This window comes from Oribacterium parvum ACB1, assembly GCF_000238055.2.
Lineage (GTDB): Bacteria > Bacillota > Clostridia > Lachnospirales > Lachnospiraceae > Oribacterium > Oribacterium parvum.
Map to the genome: position 1 here is coordinate 306,862 of NZ_KE148312.1, position 23,766 is coordinate 330,627.

A 23,766-nucleotide genomic window follows, 5' to 3' on the forward strand; every position below is an offset into this window, starting at 1 on the left:
GGGAGACAGAGATGGATTTTAATAAGATGATTCCGGAATTATCGGTTTTTGATATTAATAAAACAAAAAAATTCTATAGCAGATTAGGATTCAAAATAGAATACGAACGCAATGATGAAAGGTTTGTTTTCATGTCTTTTCAAGGTAGTCAGTTTATGTTTGAACAAATTCATGATGATGGGTGGAACACAGGCGAATTAAGTTATCCCTTGGGAAGAGGTATAAATTTTTCAATAGCAGTCGAAGATGTTGAAGGAATTTATAAATTAGTGAAAACTCTAAATTTTGAAATATATAGAGAACTAACAAGAAATCAATATCAAGTTAATGGTGCAGAAGAAACACAAATTGAGTTCTTAATACAAGATCCCAATGGATATTTATTAAGATTTACAAATTGATAAATGCCAATATGTTGAATTTAGCAAGGTATTATGAGATGAGACCTATAAAACTTGTACAGATATTGTAGGGTAGGAAAATAAGTCTTCCTCTATACTAAAATAAACCGAAAGAAAGGAGGGATTGAAATGAATATTATCAAGTCATTTAACAATACGATTGATTATCTTGAAACAGTTCTTGATGATGAGATTGACGAAAAGAAAGTAACTCAGCTATCCGGATACTCTTATTCTATGTTCAGCCGATTGTTCTCTATTCTAACCGAAACAACGCTATCAGAATATTTAAGAAGCCGAAAATTGACGGAAGCTGCCGTTATATTAAGGGATACGGACGAAAAGATTATTGATGTTGCCTTAAAATTCGGATATGAGTCATCGGATTCATTTGGAACTGCATTTAAGAATTTTCATGGATTTACTCCTTCTGAGGTAAGAAACGGGAAACCGTTCAAATTAGTATCACGGGTGCAGTTAGCACTAAGTGTAAGAGGAGGAAGAAGCATGAATATTACAATTCAAAAGAAAAAAGCCTTTACGGTTGCAGGGATAAATAAACAAAGCATCAATTCATCATTATGTCCGAGTGTCTGGGATACGCTGTATGAAAAATATAGCCACGATGAACTTGCAAGTTTGGGAAGCGGTCAAAGAGTGGGAATTTGCCATGATGTGGAAAACCCAAGCACAATAAACTATATGGCAGGCTATATTGTTACAGGTGCAGACAAAGCAAGAAGTATGGGATTAGATGTTTTGGAAGTGGAAGAAGCAGAGTATGCAGTTGTGGAGTTAATAGGAAGTGTTCCGGATTGCATTCATAATGGATGGAAATATGCGATGGAAGTCTTTTTCCCTGAGCATGGCTATGTTCATTCAGGAAAACCTGACTTTGAATATTATTATGAAGGTGATATGCACAGCAATGATTATAAAATGGAGCTGTGGATTCCGATAACTAAAGCTTAAAAAACAGGTTTGTAAAATAAAAGAGATTCCATTTCAAGAGGATTGGGGAGATAGAAGAAGTATGCTGAACATCAGCCAACTGTCTACAAAGTATAGAATTAAAAAAATGGAGGAAGAGGATATCTCCAGGATTTTGAATCTGGAGAATGGCAATCCCCAATACTTTGCGTATTGCCCACCAAAGCCATGTAGGGAAACGGTGCTGAATGATTTAAAAGCCTTACCGGAGGGGAAAAGCCTTGAGGATAAATTCTATATCGGCTTTTTTGAAAATGACAGCTTAATTGCCATTATGGACTTTATTCTCTCCTTTCCTGAAGAAGATACGATTTTCATCGGTTTGTTTATGATGGACAGTAAAGAGTCCGGAAAAGGGAAAGGGAGCGCTATTATTATAGAGGCTTTCACTGCATGGAAAAGAGCAGGCTATAAAAAAGTAAGGTTGGCCTATATGAAAGGAAATATGCAAAGCAGGAACTTTTGGAGAAAATGCGGTTTTACGGATACGGGTGTAGAAAAAGAAAATGAGCAGGGCGTAGCAGTCATTATGGAAAAAATGTGTGATGGGATAAACCTGGATTTAGTAAACTATTCATGATTACATAAGAAGAGCAAGAAAAATGATTTTCAAGTATAGCTGAGGCTGAATTGATCCTTTAGAAGTAAAAGAATGGAGGGAATTCAAATGGGATTTAGGATATTCATGCTAATCATGGTTTTACTTATTCCGTTCACTATGCTTTTCTTTGGCTGGCTACTTTTCAGGGGAACCCCGAAAGAAATCAATTATGTATATGGATACCGAACAAAAAGGTCAATGAGGAATGGAGAAACATGGAAGTTTGCTAATCAATATTTTGGAAAACTATGGTATCTTTGTGGACTGCTTTCAGTGCCTCTTTCTGTGATGGCTATTGCCCTTGTACTTGTAAAACAAAAAGGAGTTGGCTACAGATATTTTGAATACGATGATCCGAAGTATAAAGAGTTTTATAACACAAGAAAGTAAATGTAAGAGTTGTTCTATATTTTATTCGTAAGGACTAGCAAAATATCAAAAAGAATAGAATAAGTAAGGTATCGAAAAAGGAGGTCTCCTTAAATGGATATAAAAGCGGAATTTTTAAGAATTATGGCTGAACAAACGGAAATAGCCTTGGCAACATCTGTAAATAATGTTCCCAATGTAAGAATAGTAAATTTTTATTTTGAGCCGGCTGAAAATATACTTTACTTTTCGTCTTTCAAAGGAAACGACAAAGTGAAAGAAATAAATGAAAATCCAAACGTGGCATTTACCACCATTCCTCACGGAGGAAATGAGCATGTCAAAGCTAAGGGGATAGTGCAAAAAAGTTCCAAGACGATTTTTGATCTTGCCGAGCAATTTATTGCTAAAATTCAGGGCTACAAAGACACGATAGAATATGCAGGAGAATCGTTGATTTTATTTGAGATCAGATTTGATACGGCTGTAGTTACCAAGGATTTACACAGCATTAAAACGTTAAAGCTATAAATTGCAATCGAATATATTGAAAGCTAAAGGAAATATATCGAAAGCCAAAGGAAATGTACTGATTATGATTTGCTGACATAGTGCAAACAAATTTGAATTTGCGAGATGATTAGTATAATGGAAAATTAGAAGTAGCAGAAACAATTCAAAAAGTATGGAGGTATAGTATGTGTGGAATTTATACCGATTTATAAAATAATAAATTTACAGAACATAGATTGGAGGCAATAATGGATTATGTAATTAGAGAATTAAAGCAGAATGAAATTAATTTATTGGATACTTTTCTATATGAAGCTATTTTTATTCCTGAAGGAGTACAAGCTCCATCCAAAGATATTATAGAACATCCCGATTTACAAATATATGTTGCTGATTTTGGCAAGAAAGATGATTTATGTTATGTGGCGGATTTTGATGGAAAGGTAGTAGGAGCTGTATGGACTCGTATCATCAATGATTATTGATGACACAACACCCTCTCTTTCCATTTCTCTCCTCAAGGAATATAGGAATTTGGGAATTGGAACTGAACTTATGAAACAAATTCTTTTGACATTGAAAGAGAGAGAATATAAGCAAGTTTCATTATCGGTTCAAAAGATAAACTATGCAGTGAGTATGTATAAAAAAGTAGGTTTTGAAGTTGTTCGTGAAAATGAAGAGGACTATGTTATGTTTTGTAAACTTTAGTTTATGGTAACTCCGGGTTTGTAGATTTAAAAAATAAATTTGCCGGTTTGATAAATTTTATTTCCCACTCGTTTGGACTAATAAATAATGAATAGATGAATAGTTAATATTTAGAGGAGAATGCTGAAGATGATAATAAAAAATGAAATTCCTATACTTGAATATGACAATTTTTCTATAGAGGTAATTAAACCAAATCATGGTTGCGAGGAGTTGAAACTTCCGGAAAAGTGTGTGTTTGCTTTCTTAGGAGACTGCGTAGATGAATTCGCAATGAATAGTAATGCAATAATTGCCGAAGAATTTGAAAATTGCTGTAGAACTACAAATATATATGTGATTGAGTATAAAGGGCAAAGAATATGTCTTGTCCGTCCTAATATTGGTGCACCTGCGTCCGTACAGCTTTTGGACAGGCTGATTGCTTGTGGTTGTAAGAAAATAATTGCAACAGGTTCTTGTGGGGTTCTGAGGGATATAAAAGAAAATGCATTCCTTATTCCTACAAAAGCATTGAGAGATGAGGGAACATCATTCCATTATTTACCACCATCACGATATATTGAAATCGACCGGAAAATGATTGGTGAAATTAAGGATGTTTTTGAAAAATTAGACATACCATTTGAAGAGTGCATAACTTGGACAACAGATGGTTTTTTTAGGGAAACACGGGAAATGGTTCAGTATAGATTAAGTGAAGGCTGCTCTGCTGTCGAAATGGAATGTGCTGCACTTGCTGCGTGTTCACAAAAAAGAGGAGCATCATTTGGTCAATTCTTTTTTACTGCGGATTCGCTTGCAAGTGTTACTGAACATGATGAAAGGAATTGGGGAATTTCGTCACACTCTAGAGCATTACACCTTGCTTTGAATTTAATATGCAATATATAAAAAAGATACTCCATTTTATTGAGATAATAATTGAAGGAAAAATTGTAATTTTATCTATGTAAAAACTATGACAAATTTGAATTTACCGAGGTAACATAGAATGAAAAAGATGAGAGCAATAGTGGAAAAAGGGCGCTCAGGTGTTCCAAGACCGTTGTTTTTGATTTTGATGACCATTTTTCTTCTGACTGGTTGTTTGGTAAATACTGCCGGTTCAGTGCAAGAGGTCGAGAGCTATCATCAGATCGATCAAGATATGGCAAAGCAGATGATGACCCGGGATGACGGGCATGTGATTGTAGATGCCCGCAGGCAAGATGAATACGATGCAGGCCATATTCCTGGCGCAATTCTAATTCCAAATGAGAGCATTGAAGCGGAGCGGCCGGAAGAACTCCCGGATCTGGATCAGATCATCCTGATTTACTGCCGAAGCGGGAACAGATCCAAGCAAGCAGCGCAAAAGCTTGCGGACATGGGATATACCAACATCTACGAATTCGGCGGGATCAACACCTGGTCCGGAGAGATCGTGACAGGAGAAACTACTATGGAGATACCGGAGAATATAAAAACAATCTATCTTGCAGGCGGCTGCTTCTGGGGAACGCAGAAGTTCTTTGATCAGTTTGTCGGCGTAATCCGAACAGAAGCAGGTTATGCAAACGGACCTGACGAAGCTCCGACCTATCAGGACGTCTGTAACAGCAGCGGGCATGCCGAGACAGTGCGGGTCGACTATGACCCTGCTGTAATTTCTCTGACTGATTTGCTGAATTACTATTTCATGGTGATCGATCCGCTCTCTGTAAACAAACAGGGCAATGATCGAGGCATCCAGTACCGGACGGGGATCTATTATACGGAAGAAGACCAGCTTCCGGAAATCGAAGCGGTTTATCGGGCGGAGGAAGAGAAAGCCGGAGCCAGGCTTGCTGTTGAACTGCTTCCGTTGGAAAACTTCTTCCCCGCAGAAGAGTATCACCAGAAGTATCTGGACAAGAATCCCGGCGGCTACTGCCATATCCCGCGCAGTTACTTTGATCTTCAGCAAAACAGCGCAGAAGAATCTGCAGATGAACTTCGGGTGCGGATCGGCGATTTGGCCTTTGAGGTCACACAGCACGCCGCCACGGAGTACGCCTTCACCGGCGAGTATGACGACTTCTTTGAAAAGGGCCTTTATGTCGACATTGTCAGCGGCGAACCGCTCTTTACATCCATGGACAAGTATAATTCCGGGTGTGGCTGGCCGGCGTTCACCAGGCCGATCGCGGAAGATGCTGTCACTGAGGCCGTGGACACTTCACATGGTATGGTCCGGACGGAAGTGCGCAGCAGCGGCGCGGATTCCCATCTGGGTCACGTGTTCAACGATGGTCCCCGCGAGTCCGGCGGGCTGCGTTATTGCATCAACTCGGCAGCTCTTAGATTCATTCCCTACGATGAACTGGAAGAACAAGGGTATGGGGAGTATCGGAAGCTCTTTGAGTAAGAATAATCAAAAATCAATACAAGGGGGCATATAGCAATGGAAGAAAAAAGAATCTATGAAATGGACATGGTAAAACAAGAAGACAAAAAAGCTGCAAAGAAAACACCTTTTTACCAAACAGAATCTACAGGAGGGTCGGTGTGGGTGATTAAACCGGGACAAACCTTGCAGAAGCACCGTCACCACAATTCTGATGATATCTGGATCATTTTACAGGGAGAAGGAATATTCTATCCCGAACCGGATAAAGAGATTCCCTTAAAAAAAGGACAGGTTATCGTTTCTCCTAAAGGTGCATGTCACGGCGCAATGAACACAGGAACAGAGGATATAGTTTTTGTGAGTATCGTTGCACCGGTTCCGGCAGATTATGATCCTATAGGCGAATGAAATACATTTTTTTGAATGTGTTTTGATACATTCAAGTTTGTCGAACTGAAAAATTGAATACTAAATGCGTAAGACGATAGAAAAGAAAAAAATCTATCGTCTTTTTTCATGCCTATTTTCAATTTATATTGCGATCAATAAATAGGGGAAACTCACTAATTAGCGAACTAGTATTTCAAGTACCTTTCACTAATATATACACGACAAAATGCTAATTCCCTTAAATATGTTAAAGACAATAAAGGAGATAAGATGATAAGGATCAGAAGTCCCACTAAGAAAAAACTAAATAGTAAGAGTATCAGCGATTGGAAAAGTAATACTTCTGGTCGCTTTTTTTATTGAAATGAAAAGGAGAAATTTAAAAAGATGAAACAAGAAATGATTAACATCAACGCCAACTTATTGGCGGAACCTACTTTCTCAAACTTTGAAAAAGACGGAGAAACGGTAGAAGTTGCAAATTTTACGCTTGTAAAAAAGTACGGTAAGGGTAAGGAGTATATCAACTGTGCAGCTTATGGAGAAAAGACAGAAATAGCAAAAGCCTTTGAGAAAGGCGATTTGATTCATATCTTCGGCTACTTTAAGAAGCGTGAAAAAGAGGGAAAGACTTACAAAAACTTTGTAGTGAAGTCATATAACAAGATTGAAAAGAAGGAAGAAAACGAGGAGGAATAAATATGGATTTTTTTGTTCAGGCAGTCAATGTATTACAGATTTTGGTTATGGCAGTAGGAGCCGGACTTGGAGCCTGGGGAGTCATTAACCTTATGGAGGGATATGGAAATGATAATCCAGGAGCAAATGCTCATGTACGGTAAGGAAGCAAGCAACCGAAAACAAGAGATAGACCGCCAGCACTACACTATTCCGAACCAAAGACCAAAAGATAAGCATTGTGGGAAAATCTAAACTTTTGGATTTTCCTACAATGCCAACTACGGCGGAATCCCTCCCACTCCTTATATCTTTCTGTATACATTGAATTTGTATTTAGTAAAATGCAGACAACACCACGGATCGGCTTTTGGTTGGACAATTCCAACCAAACACCACAGCAGACAGCAGAAAACATTCTGAACGCTAGGAAGCCGGTATGATTGTTACATATAAGGGGAAGAAAAATTTCTTTTAGGTACTTGCTTTCCTAAAACTGATGTGATACAATGATTTAATCCAGAAAAGGAGTAAAAAATATGCGGCAAGGTATTCTTAAATAAAACTATAATCAAATAGTGGGAACAAAGGATTATGATAGCTCCTTTTGTAGGGGCTTAGTTTTTTGTACCCAATTTAAGAATACTTTTGCCTTATCAATTTTGACATATCCCCAAAAACAGCAATCACAAACAGGTGTATGCTGTATATGTGTATGTCCGCAACTTATAATCCCCAGTGGTAAAAGTATTTTACTGCTGGGGATTTTTATGCCCTTTGGGGCTGTAAAGGGAGGACAATCACATGAAAATAATCAATATTGGAATTCTTGCCCATGTAGACGCTGGAAAGACGACCTTGACGGAGAGCCTGCTATATGCCAGCGGAGCCATTTCAGAACCGGGGAGCGTCGAAAAAGGGACAACGAGGACGGACACCATGTTTTTGGAGCGGCAGCGTGGGATTACCATTCAAGCGGCAGTCACTTCCTTCCAGTGGCACAGATGTAAAGTTAACATTGTGGATACGCCCGGCCACATGGATTTTTTGGCGGAGGTGTACCGCTCTTTGGCTGTTTTAGATGGGGCCATCTTGGTGATCTCCGCTAAAGATGGCGTGCAGGCCCAGACCCGTATTCTGTTCCATGCCCTGCGGAAAATGAACATTCCCACCGTTATCTTTATCAACAAGATCGACCAGGCTGGCGTTGATTTGCAGAGCGTGGTTCAGTCTGTTCGGGATAAGCTCTCCGCCGATATTATCATCAAGCAGACGGTGTCGCTGTCCCCGGAAATAGTCCTGGAGGAAAATACCGACATAGAAGCATGGGATGCGGTCATCGAAAATAACGATGAATTATTGGAAAAGTATATCGCAGGAGAACCAATCAGCCGGGAAAAACTTGCGCGGGAGGAACAGCAGCGGGTTCAAGACGCCTCCCTGTTCCCAGTCTATCATGGCAGCGCCAAAAATGGCCTTGGCATTCAACCGTTGATGGATGCGGTGACAGGGCTGTTCCAACCGATTGGGGAACAGGGGGGCGCCGCCCTATGCGGCAGCGTTTTCAAGGTTGAGTACACCGATTGCGGCCAGCGGCGTGTCTATCTACGGTTATACAGCGGAACGCTGCGCCTGCGGGATACGGTGGCCCTGGCCGGGAGAGAAAAGCTGAAAATCACAGAGATGCGTATTCCATCCAAAGGGGAAATTGTTCGGACAGACACCGCTTATCAGGGTGAAATTGTTATCCTTCCCAGCGACAGCGTGAGGTTAAACGATGTATTAGGGGACCAAACCCGGCTCCCTCGTAAAAGGTGGCGCGAGGACCCCCTCCCCATGCTGCGGACGACGATTGCGCCGAAAACGGCAGCGCAAAGAGAACGGCTGCTGGACGCTCTTACGCAACTTGCGGATACTGACCCGCTTTTGCGTTGCGAAGTGGATTCCATCACCCATGAGATCATTCTTTCTTTTTTGGGCCGGGTGCAGTTGGAGGTTGTTTCCGCTTTGCTGTCGGAAAAATACAAGCTTGAAACAGTGGTAAAGGAACCCTCCGTCATTTATATGGAGCGGCCGCTCAAAGCAGCCAGCCACACCATCCATATCGAGGTGCCGCCCAACCCGTTTTGGGCATCCATAGGACTGTCTGTTACACCACTCTCGCTTGGCTCCGGTGTACAATACGAGAGCCGGGTTTCGCTGGGATACTTGAACCAGAGTTTTCAAAACGCTGTCAGGGATGGTATCCGTTACGGGCTGGAGCAGGGCTTGTTCGGCTGGAACGTAACGGACTGTAAGATTTGCTTTGAATACGGGCTTTATTACAGTCCGGTCAGCACGCCGGCGGACTTCCGCTCATTGGCCCCGATTGTATTGGAACAGGCATTGAAGGAATCGGGGACGCAGCTGCTGGAACCTTATCTCTCCTTCATCCTCTATGCGCCCCAGGAATACCTTTCCAGGGCTTATCATGATGCACCGAAATACTGTGCCACCATCGAAACGGCCCAGGTAAAAAAGGATGAAGTTGTCTTTACTGGCGAGATTCCCGCCCGCTGTATACAGGCATACCGTACTGATCTGGCCTTTTACACCAACGGGCGGAGCGTATGCCTTACAGAGCTGAAAGGATATCAGGCCGCTGTCGGTCAGCCGGTCATCCAGCCCCGCCGTCCAAACAGCCGCCTGGACAAGGTGCGCCATATGTTTCAGAAGGTAATGTAAAGATACATAATCGTCAAGACGGCAACAATCAGAAGTTATGGAGGGTAACAATGGAATATAGTAAGGAAGATTTAATGGAAGCAAAAAAGCAAATTTGGGGAGTGGGAGAGAACATGGGAACAGAGGAAAGTAAAAAAATCTGGGAGGAGAACGCACAATTTTGGGATAATGCAATGGGTGACGAATCTAATGAATTTCACAGAGAGGTAGTGCGTCCCAAAGTAACGGAACTTCTATCTCCTAATCCTGCGGATTACATTTTGGATATTGCGTGTGGCAATGGAAATTATTCTTCGTATCTTGCACAAAGAGGCGCTTCGGTTGTCGCTTTTGATTACAGCAAAAAAATGATAGAATTGGCTAAAAGACGGCAATCACAATATGCAAAACAAATTGAATTTTGTGTGGCGGATGCGACCGATAGAAAAAGTATATTAGAATTAAAAAGAAATCGAGCCTTTACGAAAGCAGTTTCTAATATGGCAATTATGGATATTACGGATATTGAACCACTTCTTATGGCTGTTTATGAACTGTTGCAGGAAAGCGGAATTTTTGTCTTTGCAACGCAACACCCTTGTTTTGTCACGTTGACTGAAAAATATATGACACCGCACAGTTACTATGATATAGCGATTGAAGGGCAACCGAAAGAGCAGATTTATTATCATCGTTCCATACAAGATATTTTTAACCTTTGTTTTAGAGCTGGATTTGTCATTGATGGATTTTATGAAGAATGTTTTAAAACCAACAAAGAAATTCCTATGGTAATGATAGTAAGGCTTAAGAAGGTAAAACGTGATAGCTTAAAATAAATTCCAGTTTGGAGTATTGAAAAAAACGGATTTTACCTATTAAGACATATAAACTGTTGACAATAAATCTCCTATATAGTATTGTTTAAAGAAAACTACTATATAGGAGATTTTGCATGAAAACAAATGGCGGATTTCTGGTCACCAAAATAAAACAACTTGGTGACCGGATTTTTGAGAAGATTCTCAGTGAAAAGAATATAGATGCGTTCAATGGAGCCCAGGGGCGTATTCTTTATGTGCTGTGGCAGGAGGATGGTATCTCAATCAGGTCGCTTTCGGTCAAATGCGGATTAGCGATAACATCTCTTACGACGATGCTGGAAAGAATGGAAAATCAAGGGCTGATAAGCCGTGTTCAGTCTGAAACGGACAAAAGGAAAACACTCCTGTTTCTGACTGAGAAAGCACATGCCTTAAAGGGCGAGTACGATTCTGTATCTGATGAGATGGGAAGTATTTACTATAAGGGTTTTTCAGAGGAAGAAATTACCCGGTTTGAGGAATGCCTCGACCGCATCAGAAAGAATCTTGAGGAGTGGCAGAAGTCATGAGTATTTGTATCAAAGATCAGATCCAGAACATGAACATCGTCATAGGCTGTACAGTGGGGTGTACATATTGCTATGCCCGTAATAATGTGAAACGCTGGCATATGATTGATGACTTCGCTGATCCTGAATTCTTCCCGGGTAAGCTCAAGATGATGGAAAAGAAACGTCCGCAGAACTTTCTTCTTACCGGAATGAGCGATCTCTCCGGATGGAAGCCGGAATGGAGAGACGAAGTGTTTGCAAAAATCCGTGAAAATCCACAGCATCAGTTCCTGTTTCTTACCAAACGTCCCGATCTGCTGGATTTTGATACCGATCTGGAAAACGTATGGTTTGGCGTTACGGTGACGAGGAAAGCAGAACTGTGGCGTATCGACGCCCTTCGTAAAAACGTCAGAGCAAAACATTACCATGTTACCTTTGAGCCGTTATTCGATGATCCCGGCCCAGTTGACCTTTCCGGAGTCAACTGGATTGTTGTCGGCACCATGACCGGAGCTCAGAGCAGGAAGATTCATACGGAGCCGGAATGGGCATGGTCTCTTGCGAACCGGGCGCACTCGCTTGGTATTCCGGTGTTTATGAAGGAAGACCTTGTCCCTATCATAGGGGATAAAAATATGATTCAGGAAATGCCGGAAGAATTCAATAAAGTGTTGGAGGTACAGAAAAGATGGCAGAAGTAATCGATGGAATCCTCATTGACGAGGTGGAAACAAAGAACATCATGACTAAGTCCGGTCTGCCGGTAGGCGGTTACTCGGTCAATCCCTATGTGGGCTGTACACATGCCTGCAAGTATTGCTATGCTTCTTTTATGAAGCGCTTTACCGGACACACGGAGGAATGGGGCACTTTCCTTGATGTGAAGCATTGGTCGGAAATTAAAAATCCGAAGAAATATGCCGAACAGCGGGTGGTCATCGGTTCTGTGACGGATGGCTACAATCCACAGGAGGAGCAATTCGGGAATACCAGAAAACTTCTGGATCAGTTGATTGGTAGTGACGCAGAGATTCTGATCTGCACAAAGTCTGATCTTGTGGTAAGGGATATTGATCTGCTGAAGAAGCTTGGACGAGTGACCGTTTCATGGTCGATCAACACACTGGATGAAAATTTCAAGAACGATATGGACTCTGCTTCGAGCATTGAACGGCGTATCGCTGCTATGAAGCAGGTATATGACGCAGGAATCCGTACAGTCTGTTTCGTATCCCCGGTATTCCCCGGGATCACGGACTTTGAAGCCATCTTTGAGCGGGTAAAGGATCAGTGCGATCTGTTCTGGCTCGAAAACCTCAATCTTCGGGGTGGCTTCAAAAAGACAATTATGGAGTATATCGCCGGAAAATATCCTGATCTTGTACCGCTTTACGATGAGATCTATAACAAGCATAACCGTAGCTACTTTGAAGCGCTTGAAGTAAAAGCTGCGGAAATGGCTAAGAAGTATGATTGTCCCTTTGTGGATAATGAAATGCCTTATGGCAGAGTCCCGCAGGGACATCCGGTGATTGTAGATTATTTCTATCATGAGGAAATCCGAGGGACAGAAAATACCGGAAAAAGAAATCGCTAACTTTGAATTTGAGGGGGTGTTTTTGTGTCAACAATTAAAATTGAAAATCTCACTTTCTCATATTATGGCTATGTAAAACCTGTATTTGAAAATGTATCCTTTTCATTTGATACGAACTGGAAAACAGGGCTAATAGGAAGAAACGGAATTGGAAAATCAACACTATTTAAGCTACTTCTAAACCAAGAAGTTTATCAAGGTAAAATCAGCAAAAGTGTTGACTTTATTAAATTTCCACCTAATTTAAGTGATACTTCAAAATTAGGGATTGAGTTATATAAAGAACTTATATCAGATGAGGAAGAATGGAAATTATTTAGAGAACTTAATTTGCTAAATGTAGAGGAGAAGCTTGTTTACAGAGAGTTTGCAACGCTTTCTAAAGGAGAACAAACAAAAATCCTTTTAGCTATTTTGTTTACAAGAGAAGATGGTTTTTTACTTATAGATGAACCAACAAACCATTTAGATATTGACGGAAGAAAAATTGTCAGTGAATATCTGAAAAGTAAAAAAGGTTTTTTGCTTATTTCGCATGATAGAGTTTTTTTAGATGGATGTATCAATCATGTTATTTCTCTTAACAGGAATTCTATTGATGTCCAATCAGGAAATTTTACATCCTGGTATGAAAATAAATTGAGGAAAGACCAATTTGAAATTAGTCAAAATGAGAAATTAAGAAAAGATATTAAACGATTAAAAGAAGCTGCAAGGCAAAGTCAAATTTGGTCTGATAAAATTGAAAATACTAAAAACGCTGTGAAAGTATCAGGTGTAAAACCGGACAAGGGACATATAGGTCATCAGTCAGCTAAGATGATGAAAAAATCTAAGAATTTGGAGCATAGACAAAATAAGGCAATAGAAGAAAAACAGAATTTACTAAAAGATATTGAAACAAAGGAAAGTCTATTATTGCATACGTTAGATTATCATAAAAATCCTCTAATATCCGTTTGCGATTTATCATTATATTATGGAGAAAGGCAGATATTAAGGAATATCAGTTTTGAGATAAAGCAAGGAGATATAGTGGCTGTATATGGGGGGAATGGTAGCGGAAAATCAAGTTTGATTAAAATTTTATTAGGGTTAAATCATGAGTATTCAGGTGATGTAAAATTAGCAAGTAATTTAAAAATATCATATATTCCTCAAGATTCCTCCAATTTAACAGCTAGCCTAAATGAGTATATAAAAAGCCAAGGTGTTGATGAAACATTGTGCAAAACAATTCTTAGAAAATTAGATTTTGCAAGAGAATTATTTGAAACAGATATGAAGAACTATAGCGATGGACAAAAAAAGAAAGTTTTAATTGCGGTAAGTTTATCAAAGCCGGCTCATATATTTGTTTGGGACGAACCGTTAAATTATATAGATGTAATATCAAGAATACAGATTGAGGAAATTATAAAAGAAGCAAATCCTACACTCATATTTGTGGAACACGATAAGAGGTTTGTAGAAGATATAGCGAATAAAATAGTACGACTATGAACTAAATAACAACTTTCGGTTTGTAGGGGAGAGTAAGATGTTAAAAATAAAAGATTTTATCTTTCAAGACGATTGGGGAGATAGAAGAAGCTGCCTCATGTTCTTTAAAGCAGACCGGGAGGAAAGCGCCTCGTGGGCTGTAGATATTGGGTTTAAGCCCGGGGATTTTGAGGGAAATGAGATTTCCCCTTCTATCTGCATCAATCCCATAGATACCGATAAGAGTGATGTAAAGGAATTGGTGGGGACTACATTTTCAGTAAAGACAGTAGAGGAAAGCGAAGAGCGTGAAGATTCCTTTTATATTTATGAAAACGAACCGCTAATTGAATACAGGATAGAAGTTTTAGATATAGTAGAGGCAAAAGCCCATATAAAATGCAATGGGGTGCTTATTCTGGACGGCTATGCGGAACCATGGATAGAGGAAAGATTCGAAATAGACAGTTGGATTCCGGTAATAGAATCCGTGCAGGATTGGGATAAGCTGGCTTTATGACGGTAAAATGACATGCTTTCTCTGTTTGCCGGGAGAATCCATGCGGTAATTTGCCGTGGGTGGCAGAGTCGCTTTGACAGTATTGACTTTTTGCAAGCCAGAAAGGATGTTGAGCCATTTATTTGCGATACTTCCATTTTGGATATTTGGAGTTCAGATTTTTTTAAGCAAATTACGGAAGGATTGAAAGTACTATAAGGCTATGTCAACTTCACTTTATGGCTAAGTCTGTTTTTTGATTAAGAAAAGGAATTGATTACTAAATGTAAAAAAATGAGGTGAGAAAAGAAATGGAGTTAAATAAAAACAATGTTATTGAAAATGCTTATGATAAACTCTTTTTCACAGAAAAAAAGCAGACAAAGGATATACAAATATATTGCTTAAACAATGATACAGGAACGGGTGAAATGCGCTGCTATAATCTTTTGGAAGGAATTCAACTTTCTTACAATACTTTGAATATGCAAACTACTTATCAAAAAATAGAGCCGAAGGAGGGTATGTTACAGATTGATCATTGTTTAGAAGGTTGTTATGAATTTATTTTAGAAAATAACGAGCATGCCTTTTTAGGGAGAGGAGATTTAAGTATTGTTGATCTTGGCAAAGCTTCATTTAAAAAGTCGTGTATCCCTATGAAGAAATATGTTGGACTTTCACTTTTTATTGATATAAATGTGGCTCAAAAATCAATTGATAAATTTTTTCCGTATGGAAATATTGATTTGCATAGATTACGAGACAGATTGTGTAAAAATGGAGAATCTTTGATTATACGTTCTCGTGATGGAATAAATCATATTATCAATGAATTGTATGAGGTAGATGAAAGAGTAAAACTTCCATACTCTATTATAAAAACGATAGAGTTACTTTTGTTTTTAAGCTTGATAGAATCAAAAGATACAGAACAGTTTTCATCATTTTCCGAACCGGTATACAGAGCAACTCAAGAGTGTTATAAAATGATTATAGAAAATCCTTTTGAATGGCTGAAGATAAAAGATTTAGCGAAAAAGTTTGCGGTTTCCGAATCAAGTCTTAAAAATTGCTTTCAATGTATTTCGGGGCAATCGATAGGTGCTTTTATGAGGACAAACAGAATAAAAGAAGCAGCAATTCTTTTGCATAAAAAACCATACTTAAGTATAGGGGAACTTGCCAAGATGACCGGTTATGAAAATCAAAGCAAGTTTTCAAAGGCGTTTAAAAGTATTATGGGTAAAACTCCAAGTGAATTTAAGTGAGAGCAATTTGTCTTTTTGGAGTTAAAAAATACCCAATTGGTTATAGAGAACTCCTAACATTGCAGGTACAATTAACATAAATGGTGATGTAAGGCACTGGTACACCAGTGCCTTAATTTTTTTCATCAGGGTTAGTTGAAACTAATATAGAACTGGAATTTAGGAGGGAAGTTTATTATGAAGTTAAAAGACATTATTCAAATCACTGTATTTACAGTTATTGCTTTTGTTTTAGGTATGGCTGTATCAATGGGAACAGGAATGTTGGGAACCGTTTCTCTTTATGTTGCAAGCGGCTTTTCTGCCCTTGTAATTGCTCCACCCTTTGTTGTAATGGCAAAAAAAATTAAGAAAAAACCTTCTGCTTTTATCTTTTTTATGTTGTTGTCTGTTTTTTGGTCACTGATGGGATACTGGCCGATGCTTATCATAAATTTAGTAGCAGGCATTGTGGCTGAACTTATCATAGGAAATTATGAAAGTGATAAACGAGTTGCAGTAGCTATTGCAACAGGAATGTTTATCATTTCAATGCATGCTATGACCTTTGTTAAAGTTTTAGGTCCTGAAAAATTAGTGGAAGTATTTACTGTTTTTTCTCCGGAGCAAGCTCAATATATGTACACATTTTTTACACCTAAAGCAATGTTGATTTCAATTATTGTAAATATTGTTTTGGTCACTTTGGCTGGTTTGTTCGGAATGTATATCAATAATAAATTTTTTGAAAAAAGAAAAGAGAAAGGGATACTTTGATGCAAAAAAACACAGTAAAAGAGACTTGCATAGTAAATAGTATAGTTTTGTTTATCCTCATCGTTTCATTTTCCATTACACTTTTTATTACTGATAAACTTGGCTATTACATTATGATGTCCGTTTCATTTATTTTGTTACTAACGCATTCAAAAAAAGCATTTCTTAGTATGTCTGTAAAGTACCTATTTCTTTTATTGCTTTTGCATTTGTTGGAGAAACTTCCTTATAGACTTGGAGTGGCATCTTTTATAGGTTTACTTTTAATTGGAATAAAACTTTTTCCTATTTTTGTTTTAGGTAGGATACTGATTTCTTTATCTCCACTTACAATAATGAGTTCCTTAAGGAAAATTGGAATTCCAAATGACTTTAACCTTAGTATTACTACGGGACTCAGATTTATGAGTGAGATGGAAATAAGGATTAAAGAAATACGAAATGGTATGAAAGTAAGGGGCTTAAGAATAAGCCTCGTACATCCTGTCCGTTCATTTGAACTTTATCTTATTCCATTGATGTATAAGTGTCTTCATGTAAGCGAAACTTTAACGTCTTCCATTATTTCAAAAGGTGCAGAGTATAAAATAAAAAAAACAAGTTACAATCCAACTAAATATAATATTTTTGACTTGATTTGTTTGGTTGTTGCTTTCTATTTAGTATGGAGATTGTTTTAGATGCAGGGGATTATAAATGAACATTTTAGAAGTCAAAATCAACAAATTTAAATATAAAAACAGCAAAGAGATTATCTTGAAAAATTTAAGTTTAAGTGTTGAGCCGGGTGAATTGATTGTTATAACAGGACTTTCAGGATGTGGAAAAACGACTTTAACAAGAATATTAAATGGCTTAATTCCCAATCACTATGAGGGTGATTTAGACGGAGAAGTAAAATTATTTGATAAAAATTTGCTGGACTACGAAAAAGGTGAGCTTGCAAAATATATCGGCAATGTATTTCAAAATCCATCGGATCAGTTTTTTGCTACCATTGCGGAAGAAGAAGTCGCCTTTGTCGGAGAAAACTTAGGAATGCCCCTTGAGGAATTAAAGCAAAAAACAAAAGAAGCCTTTGAAAAAATGGGGATTTCCAATTTGATGGATAAGAAACTTTCGGAACTTTCCGGAGGACAGAAACAAAAAGTGGCGATCGCTTCCACTTTACTATATGATACCAAAATTATTTTCTTTGATGAGCCTTCCTCCAATTTGGATTATCAAGGGATTGCTCAGTTTAGAGATATTGTCCGCACTTTAAAAGAAATGGGAAAGGCAATTATTATTGCGGAACATCGATTGTTTTTTTTGAATGATTTATATGACCGCTTAATCTATATGAAAGACGGGACGATCGAAAGGGTGTTTTCTCAAGGAGAACTCACTGAGAATGACTGCAAAAAGTATGGATTAAGAGCAATCCGTTACGAATCTCTGAAAGCACAAAACTCGGATGAAGAGCAAGAAAAGGTTGCCGAGATCGTAGATTTAAGTATTGATATACGAAAACAGGAACTCATAAAGAATCTTTCCTTTGATCTTCATTATGGAGAAATCATGGCAATCATTGGGGAAAACGGAATCGGAAAAACAACGTTAGGAAGAACTTTGGCAGGCTTAATTAAAAATAAAGGGAAAATAAGCTATGGAAAAACAACGAAAGAAAGATTGAAGCAATCGTATTATATGATGCAGGATGTGGATTATCAAATTTTCTTTGATACAGTGGAAAATGAACTGATTCCTAAAAATAAAGTGAAAGATAATGAATACTTAAAAGAAGTCACTAACTATATTCATGCGATTGATTTGTGGGATAAAAAAATGGATCACCCACAAGAACTTTCCGGTGGGCAAAAGCAAAGGCTTGCACTTGCTACTGCCTTTTTAAGTGAAAGAAAAATCATTATATTGGACGAGCCGACTTCAGGGCTTGATTATAAGAGAATGAAAGAAATAGGAGCTATGATAAGGCGATATGCCGCCAAGAGACCGGTGGTTATTATTACCCATGATTTAGAGCTTCTCTTTGAAGTGTGTAATACGGTGCTGATGCTGGATGACAAGACTTATAAAAAGATAGCTGTAAAAGGAAATGAAGGTAAAATATCGGATTTCTTATTTGCTCCCATAAGATAAAAATTTTTGGTATAAGAGGAGGATTTGGATTATGAATTTAATCAAACAGTATGTAAAAGAATATAAGAACACTTACATTCAATCCGTTCTATTGGCAGTTTTAGGAGTGGTATCCGGTCTTGCCGCATATATCGTATTAGCAAAAATGATTGTAGGACTGATTGGAAAAAACACAGAATTCGGATTTTATTTGCAATACGGTCTTATGGTATTAGCTGCAATGGTCTTGAAAGAAATCTTTGCGGCGGCTTCCACTTCCATATCGCATCAGGCAACGTTTTATTCCTTAAAAAAGATAAGGGGAGAAATTTCTAAAAAACTGTTTCGGATGCCCCTTGGAAAGGTTATGAATATTTCTTCCGGTAAGCTCAAGAATATTATTGTGGATCAGGTGGATTCTATGGAAACAACCTTAGCACATATTATTCCTGAAATGACTGCCAATATCATCGGTCCGATTCTCTTACTGATTTATATGTTTATTTTGGATTGGAGATTGGCACTTGTTTCCTTGATTCCTCTTGTGATTGGAATGTTCTGTATGAAATCGGTGATGGCATCTTATGGGAAAAAGTATCAGCAATCGGTGGAAATCAATCAGAAAATGAATAACGCAGTGGTGGAATACATTGGTGGAATTGAGGTCATCAAGATGTTCAATCAAAGCGAAACTTCCTACCAGAAATACAGTGAAGCAGTCCATGAAAATGCGGCATTTTATTATCATTGGATGAAAGAAACGATGATTGGTGTATCTGCATACAGAAAAATTTCACCTATGTCCTTGCTTACAATCCTGCCGTTAGGAGTTTATTTCTATTTAAATGGTTCCTTAACAATAGCGACTTTTATAACCATCATTGTACTTTCTTTTGGAACGGTGGAAAATATATTGACGGCGACCAATTATATGGATGATCTGTCCAGAATAGGAACGATTACAAAGGAAATCGGATTGATTTTGGATGCCCCTGATCTTGAGCATGGTAAAGGGAATGTTTCGCTATCCGGCAGTGATATTGAACTGAAAAATGTGGATTTTTCCTATACGGAAGATAAGAAAGTATTAGAAGGGGTCAGTTTGACGATTGGGGAAAATCAGGTAACGGCATTTGTCGGTCCGTCAGGAGGCGGAAAGTCAACCATTACGAAGCTGATCGCGGGTTTTTGGAATGCAGATGCCGGAGAAGTAATAATCGGGGGAAAAAACATCAAAGAGATTCCGCTGGAACAGTTATCCGAAACCATCTCTTATGTATCACAGGACAACTATCTATTTGATATGTCTGTCAGAGAAAATATAAGAATCGGAAAACCGTCGGCAAGTGATAAGGAAGTAGAGGAAATGGCAAAATTATCCGGTTGTGATGAATTTATCCGAGGGTTATCCGCCGGGTATGACACGATTGTGGGAGAAGGCGGAGGACATTTGTCCGGAGGAGAAAAGCAACGAATTTCTATCGCAAGAGCCATGCTGAAAAATGCACCGATCGTTATTTTAGATGAAGCTACCTCCTATATGGATACCGAAAACGAAAGTATTGTGCAGGAAGCCATCAGTAATTTGGTGAAAGGAAAAACATTAATTTTAATTGCACATAGGCTTAGAACCGTTGTCAATGCAGATAAAATATTTGTGGTCGAAAACGGGAAGATTGAAAGTTGTGGAAAGCATGAGGAACTTTTAGAAAAATCGAATGTCTATTCTTCTTTGTGGAAAGCTGCGGTAAAGGAGGAGCGTTATGATTACAGTGTTTAAGAAAATATGGAACTTTGCGGAAAAGGAACAGTCGAATATACAAAAGTCCATTATTGTCGGTTTCCTTTGTGCGGCATTTAATGCAATGCAAATGGGCGGTGTGTATTATGTTCTCGTTAAAATATTTGACGAAACTCTTTCCATGAAGGATATAGCCATTGTCTTGGGGATTCTTCTTATCAGCTTAGTCGGAAAGATTATCACGCAATATATATCTCAGCTGGAGCAAACGCATGCCGGCTATTTTATGGCGGCGGATAAAAGAATCCGTATCGGAAACAAGCTGAAAAGAGTACCGATGGGATTTTTCAGTGAATTCAGTTTAGGAAAGATTACAACAATGAGTACCACCACTCTCAGCCAGATTGAAATGCAGGTACCGATGTTACTTGTGCTTGTTTTAGGCGGATTACTCAATACTTTCGTCTTTGCCTTAGCCTTATTTTATTTGCACATAATGGTAGGAATTACCGCATTTTTGGGTATCCTTGCATTTTTTATTGTCACCTATTTTATGGAGAAAAAGTCAAGAGAAAATGCGAGTGAAATCGGTATTGCTCAAACACATTTGACAAAACAGGTACTGGAAACCGTACAAGGAATGCAGGTGATTAAATCCTACAATTTAGGAGGCAAGAATAATAAAGAACTGAGCAATGCGTTTGAAGAAAACTGCAATATTACAATGAAGCTGGAAAAAACCATGACGCCATATATCGCCTTACAGCGAATTGTTCTTGGAATCAGTATTGCCGCTATTATTATTTTATCTGCCAAGTATTACATTGAAGGAGATATGCTTTTGGCAGATGCCATTATGTCTATGATTGCCGGCTTTATTATTTTTGAAGGAATTAAGGCGGCAGGAAGCTCTATGGCGATACTGAGAATTGCAGAGAACTCCATCGACAGCTTGAAATATTTGGAAAAGATTCCTGAAATAAAAGAAGGAGCTGAAACAAGTCCAATCCGTCACCCGGATATTGAATTTAAAGATGTTTCTTTCGCTTATGATGAAAAGACAATTTTAGATCATATTTCCTGTGAGATGAAGAAGAACACCATGACTGCCATTGTCGGTCCGTCCGGAAGCGGAAAGACGACCTTTTGCAATCTGATTGCAAGATTTTGGGATGTAAACGCAGGAGAAATCTTAATGGGCGGCAAAAACATTAAAGAGTATACCCTGCCCCATCTGATGAGTCATATTGCTATGGTATTCCAGAATGTATATCTCTTTGAGGATACGATTGAAAATAATATCAAGTTCGGTGTGCCAAGTGCCACAAGAGAAGAGGTCATAGAAGCTGCTAAAAAGGCGATGTGTCATGATTTTATAGAAGCCTTGCCAAATGGTTACGATACGTTGATTGGAGAAGGCGGAGCCACTCTTTCCGGAGGACAAAAACAGAGAATTTCCATTGCCAGAGCTATGTTAAAAGATGCCCCGATTGTCATTTTTGACGAAGCCACAGCAAATATTGATCCGGAAAATGAAGATAAACTAAAGGCTGCCATTGAAGAACTGACAAAGAACAAGACCATCATTATGATTGCTCATAGGCTTTCTACCATACGAAACGCCGATCAGATTTTAGTTTTAAATAACGGGAAAATAGAACAACGAGGAAATCATGAAGGACTGATGAAGCAGGGAGGTTTGTATAAAACCTTGATAAGCATGAAAAATAAAGCAACTATTTGGAAGATTGCCAATTAGTGTGAAGGAGAAGGTTAAAATGAAACTATTTCAAGCCGCCATTTCCTTTTTTATACTGGAACTCGGTGGAAATTTACGATTACTTGCTTTGAGCACGGTGGAAAAAGGAGGATTCACCGTGTTATTATAGACTTTGAAATTGAATTTGTTTGTGAGGCCTTTCCCGTAGCAGGTGATATTGTCATAAAATCCATGATGGGCGGATATCTTGTATGGGACAGAAAGGAGTCTGTAAGTGAGATTACTCATATTTGGTACGGGAGTGATAGGCTCGCTATATGCCTCGCTTTTTGCCGAAGCGGGTTTTGATACTACTGTTTATGCAAGAGGAGCCAGACTGGAAACGCTCAAGAAGAAGGGTCTACTTTATTTGAAAAGAGAAAAAGTTACAAAAGCAAATGTTTCTGTTTTGTCTGAACTCAAGGATGATGACGAATATGATTTTATATTCTTGACAGTCAGAGAGAATCAGTTATATCAGGCACTTGAGGAACTGAAAACCAATAATAGCAAATGCATTGTAACAATGACAAATTCTATGGATGACTACAATGAATGGGAGAATCTTTGTGGAGAAGGCAAAATCCTTCCGGCATTTCCGGGTGCAGGAGGAAGGATTAAGGATGATGTATTGGATGCCACGCTTACTCCGAAAATCATTCAACCGACTACCTTTGCAGAAATTTCCGGAATGAGAACGGATAGAGTAAGACACCTTTCTTTGATTTTTAAGCAATCTTCTATTCCATATCAGATAGTGAAAGATATGCACATTTGGCAGCTTTGTCATCTTGCAATGGTAGTTCCTATTGCAGATGCATATTATGAAGCGGATAACCCTGCAAAAGCCGGCTATGCACACAAGATTATGCATAAGACAGCAAAAGCTCTAAAACGAAACCTCCAATTTGTGCGGAAAACCTGTGGCAAGTTATCCCCATGGAAAATGAATATCTTTTTGTTTGTGCCGCTGCCGATATTGACTTTTATTATGTCGTTTGTATATAGAAGTACTTTCGGCGAAAAGTTCATGTATCAACATTCGATAAACGCACCGGATGAAATGAGAGAATTACACAAGAAATTTTATGAGTACATGGAAAATGTTATAAATATAACTGAGGCTGAATCAATGCTTTAGAAGTAAAAGTAATGGAGGAATTTCAAATGGGATTCTGGATATTCATGTTCATTATGGTTTTACTTATTCCGTTAACTATGATTTTCTTCGGGTGACTACTTTGCAGGAAAACACCGAAAGAAATTAATTATGTATACGGATACCGAACAAAAAGGTCAATGATGAATGAGGAAACATGGAGATTTGCGAATCAATATTTTGGAAAGTATGGTATCTTTAGAGAAGATAAATAGAATTGACGGAGCTTTTTGAGTGAGATTTGTCAGTGCAAAATAGAAAAAGGCAGAGCAAATC

25 protein-coding genes and 1 pseudogene are annotated in these 23,766 nt (G+C 38.5%); all 26 read left to right on the plus strand.

Going from position 1 to position 23,766, the window contains the following annotated elements; genetic code table 11:
- The first annotated feature begins 11 nt into the window (after window positions 1–11).
- The 26 genes and pseudogenes from HMPREF9625_RS01500 (at window position 12) to HMPREF9625_RS11740 (ending at window position 23,705) form a co-directional block, all read left to right on the plus strand.
- Entirely contained in the window at window positions 12–401 is a 390-nt protein-coding gene (locus HMPREF9625_RS01500) for a bleomycin resistance protein (protein ID WP_007157256.1), read from the plus strand.
- A 129-nt stretch (window positions 402–530) separates the two neighbouring features.
- Window positions 531–1,373 carry an AraC family transcriptional regulator gene (locus HMPREF9625_RS01505; protein ID WP_009535044.1) on the plus strand — a complete coding sequence of 281 codons (843 nt, stop codon included), beginning with the start codon at window positions 531–533 and terminating at the stop codon, window positions 1,371–1,373.
- Window positions 1,374–1,434: 61 nt separating this feature from the next.
- Window positions 1,435–1,971 (plus strand): GNAT family N-acetyltransferase, encoded by a 537-nt coding sequence (locus HMPREF9625_RS01510; protein WP_009535043.1) that lies wholly within the window; start codon window positions 1,435–1,437, stop codon window positions 1,969–1,971.
- A gap of 72 nt (window positions 1,972–2,043) precedes the next feature.
- Entirely contained in the window at window positions 2,044–2,382 is a 339-nt protein-coding gene (locus HMPREF9625_RS01515) for an SdpI family protein (protein WP_242822661.1), read from the plus strand.
- A gap of 93 nt (window positions 2,383–2,475) precedes the next feature.
- On the plus strand, window positions 2,476–2,892 hold the full coding sequence (locus HMPREF9625_RS01520; RefSeq protein ID WP_009535041.1) for a pyridoxamine 5'-phosphate oxidase family protein: 417 nt from the start codon (window positions 2,476–2,478) through the stop codon (window positions 2,890–2,892).
- Window positions 2,893–3,122: 230 nt separating this feature from the next.
- Window positions 3,123–3,585 (plus strand): annotated as a pseudogene (locus tag HMPREF9625_RS11620) (GNAT family N-acetyltransferase).
- A 129-nt stretch (window positions 3,586–3,714) separates the two neighbouring features.
- Window positions 3,715–4,479, plus strand: a complete 765-nt coding sequence (locus HMPREF9625_RS01535; RefSeq protein ID WP_009221188.1) for a nucleoside phosphorylase — start codon at window positions 3,715–3,717, stop codon at window positions 4,477–4,479.
- A gap of 100 nt (window positions 4,480–4,579) precedes the next feature.
- Window positions 4,580–5,974 carry a peptide-methionine (R)-S-oxide reductase MsrB gene (gene msrB / locus HMPREF9625_RS01540; protein ID WP_009535040.1) on the plus strand — a complete coding sequence of 465 codons (1,395 nt, stop codon included), beginning with the start codon at window positions 4,580–4,582 and terminating at the stop codon, window positions 5,972–5,974.
- A 36-nt stretch (window positions 5,975–6,010) separates the two neighbouring features.
- A complete protein-coding gene (locus HMPREF9625_RS01545; RefSeq protein WP_007593636.1) occupies window positions 6,011–6,364 on the plus strand; it encodes a cupin domain-containing protein in 354 nt (117 codons plus the stop codon).
- A gap of 369 nt (window positions 6,365–6,733) precedes the next feature.
- Entirely contained in the window at window positions 6,734–7,045 is a 312-nt protein-coding gene (locus HMPREF9625_RS01550) for a single-stranded DNA-binding protein (RefSeq protein WP_007593624.1), read from the plus strand.
- A 2-nt stretch (window positions 7,046–7,047) separates the two neighbouring features.
- Window positions 7,048–7,188, plus strand: a complete 141-nt coding sequence (locus HMPREF9625_RS11070) for a Maff2 family mobile element protein (protein WP_007593623.1) — start codon at window positions 7,048–7,050, stop codon at window positions 7,186–7,188.
- 640 nt (window positions 7,189–7,828) lie between these two features.
- A complete protein-coding gene (gene tet(W) / locus HMPREF9625_RS01560; protein WP_002586627.1) occupies window positions 7,829–9,748 on the plus strand; it encodes a tetracycline resistance ribosomal protection protein Tet(W) in 1,920 nt (639 codons plus the stop codon).
- 50 nt (window positions 9,749–9,798) lie between these two features.
- A complete protein-coding gene (locus HMPREF9625_RS01565; protein WP_002586626.1) occupies window positions 9,799–10,566 on the plus strand; it encodes a class I SAM-dependent methyltransferase in 768 nt (255 codons plus the stop codon).
- A gap of 116 nt (window positions 10,567–10,682) precedes the next feature.
- Window positions 10,683–11,120: a radical SAM mobile pair system MarR family transcriptional regulator gene (locus HMPREF9625_RS01570; protein WP_009535039.1), complete on the plus strand. Its 438-nt coding sequence runs from the start codon at window positions 10,683–10,685 to the stop codon at window positions 11,118–11,120.
- Window positions 11,117–11,806, plus strand: coding sequence for a radical SAM mobile pair protein A (locus HMPREF9625_RS01575; RefSeq protein WP_009535038.1), 690 nt, complete (start codon window positions 11,117–11,119; stop codon window positions 11,804–11,806). Before HMPREF9625_RS01570 ends, HMPREF9625_RS01575 begins: the two co-directional genes overlap by 4 nt.
- Complete coding sequence (locus HMPREF9625_RS01580) at window positions 11,794–12,702, plus strand: radical SAM mobile pair protein B (RefSeq protein ID WP_009535037.1); 909 nt, start codon at window positions 11,794–11,796, stop codon at window positions 12,700–12,702. Before HMPREF9625_RS01575 ends, HMPREF9625_RS01580 begins: the two co-directional genes overlap by 13 nt.
- 24 nt (window positions 12,703–12,726) lie before the next feature.
- A complete protein-coding gene (gene lsa(C), locus HMPREF9625_RS01585) occupies window positions 12,727–14,205 on the plus strand; it encodes an ABC-F type ribosomal protection protein Lsa(C) (RefSeq protein ID WP_009535036.1) in 1,479 nt (492 codons plus the stop codon).
- Window positions 14,206–14,242: 37 nt separating this feature from the next.
- Window positions 14,243–14,704, plus strand: a complete 462-nt coding sequence (locus HMPREF9625_RS01590; protein WP_009535035.1) for a hypothetical protein — start codon at window positions 14,243–14,245, stop codon at window positions 14,702–14,704.
- Between the two features lie 290 nt (window positions 14,705–14,994).
- Complete coding sequence (locus HMPREF9625_RS01600) at window positions 14,995–15,954, plus strand: helix-turn-helix domain-containing protein (RefSeq protein WP_009535034.1); 960 nt, start codon at window positions 14,995–14,997, stop codon at window positions 15,952–15,954.
- 177 nt (window positions 15,955–16,131) lie between these two features.
- Entirely contained in the window at window positions 16,132–16,710 is a 579-nt protein-coding gene (locus HMPREF9625_RS01605; RefSeq protein WP_009535033.1) for an MptD family putative ECF transporter S component, read from the plus strand.
- Entirely contained in the window at window positions 16,710–17,390 is a 681-nt protein-coding gene (locus HMPREF9625_RS01610) for an energy-coupling factor transporter transmembrane component T family protein (protein WP_009535032.1), read from the plus strand. Before HMPREF9625_RS01605 ends, HMPREF9625_RS01610 begins: the two co-directional genes overlap by 1 nt.
- Window positions 17,391–17,406: 16 nt before the next feature.
- Window positions 17,407–18,852, plus strand: a complete 1,446-nt coding sequence (locus tag HMPREF9625_RS01615; protein ID WP_009535031.1) for an ABC transporter ATP-binding protein — start codon at window positions 17,407–17,409, stop codon at window positions 18,850–18,852.
- A 31-nt stretch (window positions 18,853–18,883) separates the two neighbouring features.
- Window positions 18,884–20,611, plus strand: coding sequence for an ABC transporter ATP-binding protein (locus tag HMPREF9625_RS01620; RefSeq protein WP_009535030.1), 1,728 nt, complete (start codon window positions 18,884–18,886; stop codon window positions 20,609–20,611).
- Window positions 20,595–22,331 (plus strand): ABC transporter ATP-binding protein, encoded by a 1,737-nt coding sequence (locus HMPREF9625_RS01625; protein ID WP_009535029.1) that lies wholly within the window; start codon window positions 20,595–20,597, stop codon window positions 22,329–22,331. The genes HMPREF9625_RS01620 and HMPREF9625_RS01625 overlap by 17 nt, the downstream gene beginning before the upstream one ends.
- Window positions 22,332–22,566: 235 nt before the next feature.
- Window positions 22,567–23,472: a ketopantoate reductase family protein gene (locus HMPREF9625_RS01630; RefSeq protein WP_009535027.1), complete on the plus strand. Its 906-nt coding sequence runs from the start codon at window positions 22,567–22,569 to the stop codon at window positions 23,470–23,472.
- 161 nt (window positions 23,473–23,633) lie between these two features.
- Window positions 23,634–23,705 (plus strand): SdpI family protein, encoded by a 72-nt coding sequence (locus tag HMPREF9625_RS11740; RefSeq protein WP_456319901.1) that lies wholly within the window; start codon window positions 23,634–23,636, stop codon window positions 23,703–23,705.
- Window positions 23,706–23,766: the final 61 nt, after the last annotated feature.